The following is a 5671-nucleotide window of genomic DNA, read 5'->3' as shown; positions in this document are numbered from 1 at the left end:
CGCCGGCACAGTCCCCACCGGAGACGGCTTGGCTATGTTCTCGCTGGTCACAGGTGCACTCTTCCATGATCGGAGTTACACCGTTCTCTTTACAGTCCCGGCAAAGCCCAAGAGCTGAAACAGAACACGACTCACGAGGCGAGCCACGACCTCAAAACCAGATCACTAGGAGTATTGACCGCAGCGTTGTTCACGCGACTGATGGGCGGGTGTCCGCCCAGTGCTGTGTGGCAGCGGTGGTGGTTGTAGGTGTGGAGGAAGTCTGTCAGGGCTTCGGTTCGCTCGTTGTTCGAGGTGTAGGGCCGTAGGTAGGCCCATTCGTCGAGGAGGGTGCGGTTGAAGCGCTCGACCTTGCCGTTGGTCTGGGGCCGGTAGGGCCGGATCTTCTTGTGGGTAATGCCGACCGCGGTCAGCGTCTGGCTGAAGAGTCTGCATTTGTAGCAGAAGCCGTTGTCGGTCAGGACGCGTTCGACGGTGATGCCGTGAGCCTGGAAAGGTGTTTGCTCGCTGCCAGAAGGCAGCGGCGGAGTGCTGGCGTTCGTCGGGCAGGCTTCGCTGTAGGCCGGGCGGTAGTGGTCGTCGACGGCGGAGTGGATGTAGCTGTAGCCGATCACCGGCTTGCAGCTGCGGCGCTGGTCGGTGGTGGCCTGCCGGTTGTGGTCGCCGGCTGCGCGGCCGACTGTTCGCCAGCCGCCGCCGTAGGGGATGTTGCCGAGTTTCTTGATGCCGACGTGGACCAGTTCGCCCGGCCGGTCTCGCTCGTAGCGGCGGATCGGTTCGCCGGTGGGTCGGTCGAGCCAGGCCAGGCGGTGCAGGCCGTGGCGGGTCAGGATGTGCACGGTCGAGGCGGGCAGGCCCAGGATGGACCCGATGCGGGCCGGCCCGAGTTTGCGGGCCTGGCGCAGGTCACAGACACGTGCCTCCAGGGCGGCCGGGGTGCGGTGCGGTGTTCTATGTGGCCTGCTGGAGTGGTCGTGCAGCCCTGCGTCGCCCTCCGCCCGCCACCCGCGGATCCAAATGTGGGCGGTAGCCGGGAGATACCCATCTCGGCAGCCACATGGGCGACGGAACGGCCTGAGCAGACACGTTCGACCAGCAGTCTCCTACCGAAGACGGTCAGCCGGGCACCACGGTGGGGCACGAAGACCTCCGCGCGGTGAGTTCCTAGACAGCTCCCACCACACCGGAGGTCTTCGCCATGTTCAAGACCAGATCAGTGTCAACAACGCTCGTGATCAATACACCTAGGCCGTGGCGGTCTGCGAAGGCTCGGGCCTGCTTGGTGAACTTGCATGAGGCGAACGAAGAGCGGGACATCTGCGCCGTGTTCGCTGCGGGCGGTGCCGTTGAACTTACGAGCTTCCGACCATCCGGCAGCTGGCCGATCACGTCGACGCCCAGGTCGTTTGCTGCACCGACGCGCAGCACTTCACCGCAGCCGTCCCGGCGGCAGAGGTTCGCGATGTACTCCTCGAACTCCGAAGGCCTCTTGGCCCAGATGGATTCCAACGCCCGCAGGGCTTGAACCCGTGCCTGCTCCGCGAGGCGCGCCTTCTCCGCCGCCGCCTCGCGACGACCGCACCGCGCCAGGACCCCGACCACGGCAGCCACACCCAAGGTGGCTTCCGGCGGAAGGCCTCCCCGCCCGAGGCACCATCTCCCGAGCATTTAGGAAGCTTGGCGCCTGGTCGCACGGGAGGCCCCCGCATACAGCGAGGGCCTCCGCCTTGCGTGCTGCTAAGCCGTTCCTAGGCGCCTTCATGGGCGCTGGCTGCCCTGGCCCCCTCCGCAGGAGATACCTGCAGGAGGCCGTGCGCGACCTGCTGCAGGATGGCAGCGAGAGAGGTCCGACCCTCGACGGCCAGTGTGCCCCTCATGTCCTGGATGACGGCTTCAACCCCACTGCTGATGTGGAAGTAGCGGAGGATGAAGTTGCTTCGTTCGGACGGGGAGAGGTTCGAGATCGCCGCGTCCATCAACGCAGCTCCGCTGCGCCATGAGTCAAAGGCTGTCGCCCCCGCGGTGCCATTTGGCTGCCCAGCGGGCCGGGGGTCTGGCACGGGGTTCTTGTGGGGTGTTTCGCCTGACGCTGAGGGGGCGGCTGGACCCCCACCGGCACCGAGCAGGGTGCCGGCTTCGTCGACGAGGGCGACGTCGTGGTGACGCTCCGCCCAGTCGATGCCACAGAACACGGTCAAGCTGTCCTCCCAGATCCGTCCTTTTACGCAGGTCACGAGCACGTGCGGGTCACGCGGCGCCCTAATCCAAGGACTCGTTGGTCCGCCATCTCAGGAGCCGTTCGCGACACCAGCGCACTCCAGGGGCTCGATCTTCTGCAGAGCTCACAGGCTCGCGGATGAACAAGAGGTCGACCCTGGAGCGGGCTCGCGCCGTGACGGTCAACGTCCGACCGGACCCCGCAAGTTTCGCGGTGACCACGGAGGCGCCGGGCTGCGCCGCTCTTGACGGAGGCCTTAAGGGCCCGGGGAAACGGAGGCATCAGCCCGGCGCCCGCGTCATCACCGCGGACCCCGCAACGGACAGCGATGCCGCTCTTTGAGGAGGCCTTGAGGGCCAGGGAGGATCCAGGCATTCGCTGTCCTGTGCGAGCAGCTACCCGGGGCGTTGCATGGTCCCGGGCCGTCTGCTTACGCACTGAATTAGGAGAAACGTGCCAGTGGAGAACCTGGTCAAGGGGTGGAGCGGACCCTGGACAAGGGGCGGCCGTGCTGGGCGGAGTCCAGGTGCGGCGCACCGGGTGCGGATGGTGCGCCCCCGGTGCGGTGCGGGACATCGCAGTGCGCCTGAGAGTGGAGTCCACGCGATCCGCTCCACCCGCTCGGTATCGGGCGGTCCACTCGGTGGGCGATGCCCCCGGTGTCGTCACCACAGCCAGGCGCTCGAGTGCCGCATCGGGACAGGTCGCGGGCGTCGCGGCGGGCGGCGGCGCTACCGATGCGGTTCTGCCGGGGCCGGGGCCGGGGCCGGCGCGCCTGGGCGCCGTAAAACCGTCGGACACCGGCTGCCTTGAGGCGCTTGCGCTGCTTGGCCAGCTCCGCCTTCTTCGCCTTGATGGACTTCGGCTTCCGAGGGCGCTTCCAGATCGGCTGCCAGTCCGTCGGCGGCGCGTACGCCTCGGCGCGCTTCTGGGCGGCCTCCTTCAGCCGGGCGGCGACGGGTTCGATCCTCGGATCCGCGGGCGTCGTGGTGGTCATGCGACTCACCCGGTGGGTGGTGTCCGGCCCGGCGCGGGCTGGACAGGCTGGTGGGCACTCGGCGGCGGGGCCGCCGCGGACTCGAGAGGGAGCGGCGGGCGGCATCTCGTTCCCGGACGCCGGCCTGTAGCCGGGCGGCCGTCTCGGCCATCTCGGCCGCGGCGGCCTTCAGCGTCCGGCTGGTCAGCTCCACCGCGGCAACGTCCGTCATCGGCTCCAGTTCCCGGCTTGTGCGCAGGCGCGGGCGCGGGCTCGGCGTGGTCGGCACGGCGACGGTGCCCGGCCGGGGCCGGGAGTTCAGGCGGTCCGCGCGGCGCAGCGCCTGGACGCGGGCGGTCAGCGCCCCGGCGGCGAGACGGGCCCGCTCGTAAGGTGCGGCGGAGCGCTTACGGGTCAGCGCGCGCAGCACGGCCGGGTCCTCGGTGTCGTGTCTGCGGGGCGCCGCGTACGTCCTCATCGGGCATCGGGTCGCACCAGCTCGGCCCCGCTCTGCTGACCGTCACCCTGGACGCGGCCCACGCCCAGGCCCTCGCCGTGCTCCTCGTTGCCCGCCGCGAACTCCCCCGGCAGGCAGCCGCCGTCGAGGACGATCCCCGGTGGGGCGCAGGGCCGGCCGAGACGGCTGCGGCCTCGCTCGCGGTGGCCCTGGCCGCCTACGGGCCGGGGACGTACGCCCGGGTTCCGGCCTCCGGACAGGTCACCGCTGGCCTCTCCCCCACGGCGGTCGTGCAGGTGACCGCTGCATGGAACACCCGCCCGGCACCCGCCGTCCCGGCATCGCGCCCCCGGCGCCGGTGCCGCGGGCTCGGGAACGGCTGAAGGGCATCGACGCAGGCTGCTGAGCGTCAGGAGCTCGGTTGTCGGGGGACAGCTTCCGATCTGTGCCGGACCGGTTGATGTCCAGGTCGAGCAGCTTTGCCCGCCGTAGGTTGAGGGCGCTGCCCCTGTTCCAGAAGCCGAGGAGGTCTACGTCAACGAGGACCAGGCCATGGCGGGCGGCGAAGGCGTGGGCCTGCTTGGTGAACTTGCAGGAGGTGACGAAGGGGGGTGTCTCTATGTCCTTCGTCAAGGACGTGGTGCCGGGTGTGGGGTTGTTTGGGGTGGTCATGCTGCGAGGGTGGTGGTGGGGGTTCGGGACTCGTAGGAGGTGCCGTCTCGGAGCATGGCGGACAGGACGCTGATGGGTTGGCGGGCGGGCCGGAGGAGGGCCTGGGTGTGGGTTTTACCGCGTGCGCGTTGCCGGTCGTAGTAGGTGCGTGAAGCCGGGTCGGCGTTCATGCAGGCGAAGGCGGAGAGGAACGTCGCCCGTTTGAGCTGCCGGTTTCCGCCGCGGGGTGCGTGTTCGCCGTGGATCGAGGTTCCTGAGGATCTCGTGGTGGGGGCGAGGCCGGCGTAGGAGGCGGGGTGGCTGGCACTGGGGAATCCGGTGGCGTCGCCGACGGTGGCCGGCAGGACGGCGGCGGTCCTGTCTCCGACTCCGGGCATCGAAGTCAGGACCGGGTGAAGAGGGTGGGCCGCCAGAAGGGTGCTGATCTGGGCTTCCAGTGCCCGGCGCTGTTCGTGAGCCGCCGCGAGCGAGGCGGCCAGGGACGGGATCACGATGTCGAGGGTGCCGGTGAAACCGGGGACCACGACGGTGTGTTCGTTGAGGGCGTCGAAGACGTCGTCGATCAGACGGGCGGCCATGCGCGGGGCTTTGGGCCGGATGAGTTCGACGAGCCTGCGTCGGCCGGCCTTGCGCAGGGCGGCCGGGGATCCGTAGTGCTCGAGGAGCCAGGTGACGGCGGGGTGGTCGAGCCGGGGCCCGAGCACGCGCTCGAGGCTGGGGTGGAACTGGGTGTTGGGCGGCGTATCCGGTTGCTGGTGCGGGTGGCTTCGGCCGCGAGGTCCTGGTCGATGCCGGTCAGTACCGTGGGCTCGGCGGTGATTTCGTCGGTCAGTTCCGGGGTGCGCAGGGTGTGGGGCATCGTCCGGGCGGCGTCCGTGATCACTGCGGCGTCCTTCGCATCGGTGTTTGCCTCTCCCGGGTAGGGGTCGGCGATCCGCCGCGTCGCGAGTCCGGGGAGGTAGGCGACCTCGCAGCCGGCGTCGCGGGCGACGGTCAGGGGCAGGGCGCCGATGGAGGGGGGCTGGTCCACGATGATGCCCCACAGCGAACCGAAGCTGCGGGCCGTCTTCGACAACCTCAAGACCGAGTTCGGCACCGTCCTGGTCGGCTTGTCGAAGGCCTTTTTCCCGGCCGGGGTGAGCCCGTGGCCGTGGTGGGCGGTCTTGCCGACGTCTATTCCGAGGAGGACGCCTATGCCTTCGGTGTCTGGCATCGCACCCCTTCCGCAGGTGTTGACCGTGCCGGCCTCGGCGGTGGCACCGTGCTCGCGCGTCCGCGTTATGCAGGCCTGCCGTCCGCGAACTGTCCGGCATTGCGCAGGACCGGGCGGTGGCCGGGTCTCTCATCA

The 5671-nt window shown here is 69.5% G+C and carries 5 protein-coding genes and 1 pseudogene; 2 read left to right on the top strand and 4 right to left on the bottom strand.

What is annotated here, in order from left to right:
* Positions 1 to 131: 131 nt before the first annotated feature.
* The 3 genes from IF89_RS38965 to IF89_RS47270 all read right to left on the bottom strand — a co-directional run bounded on the left by IF89_RS38965 (position 132) and on the right by IF89_RS47270 (position 1976).
* Positions 132 to 1013, bottom strand: coding sequence for an IS481 family transposase (locus tag IF89_RS38965; RefSeq protein WP_420707001.1), 882 nt, complete (start codon positions 1011 to 1013; stop codon positions 132 to 134).
* 151 nt (positions 1014 to 1164) lie between these two features.
* Positions 1165 to 1611: a restriction endonuclease gene (locus IF89_RS41280; RefSeq protein WP_051808067.1), complete on the bottom strand. Its 447-nt coding sequence runs from the start codon at positions 1609 to 1611 to the stop codon at positions 1165 to 1167.
* A 137-nt stretch (positions 1612 to 1748) separates the two neighbouring features.
* Positions 1749 to 1976 (bottom strand): hypothetical protein, encoded by a 228-nt coding sequence (locus IF89_RS47270; RefSeq protein ID WP_030776473.1) that lies wholly within the window; start codon positions 1974 to 1976, stop codon positions 1749 to 1751.
* A gap of 1069 nt (positions 1977 to 3045) precedes the next feature.
* Between IF89_RS47270 and IF89_RS47265 the strand changes: the two genes are divergently transcribed.
* Both IF89_RS47265 and IF89_RS46535 read left to right on the top strand, forming a co-directional pair.
* A complete protein-coding gene (locus IF89_RS47265; RefSeq protein ID WP_199820615.1) occupies positions 3046 to 3345 on the top strand; it encodes a hypothetical protein in 300 nt (99 codons plus the stop codon).
* 404 nt (positions 3346 to 3749) lie between these two features.
* Positions 3750 to 4034 (top strand): hypothetical protein, encoded by a 285-nt coding sequence (locus IF89_RS46535; RefSeq protein WP_030776467.1) that lies wholly within the window; start codon positions 3750 to 3752, stop codon positions 4032 to 4034.
* A 285-nt stretch (positions 4035 to 4319) separates the two neighbouring features.
* Here IF89_RS46535 and IF89_RS38955 read toward each other — a convergent pair.
* Positions 4320 to 5536, bottom strand: a pseudogene (locus IF89_RS38955) (IS110 family transposase).
* Positions 5537 to 5671 lie beyond the last annotated feature (135 nt).

Origin of the sequence: Streptomyces sp. NRRL F-2664 (assembly GCF_000719345.1) — a bacterium.
In the GTDB taxonomy this organism is placed as follows: Bacteria; Actinomycetota; Actinomycetes; order Streptomycetales; family Streptomycetaceae; genus Streptomyces.
This window is presented reverse-complemented; position numbering and strand designations above follow the sequence as displayed.

Coding starts and splice junctions, on each gene's coding strand:
- IF89_RS47270 (WP_030776473.1), bottom strand. CDS start 1,976: ATGGACGCGGCGATCTCGAACCTCTCCCCGTCCGAACGAAGCAACTTC.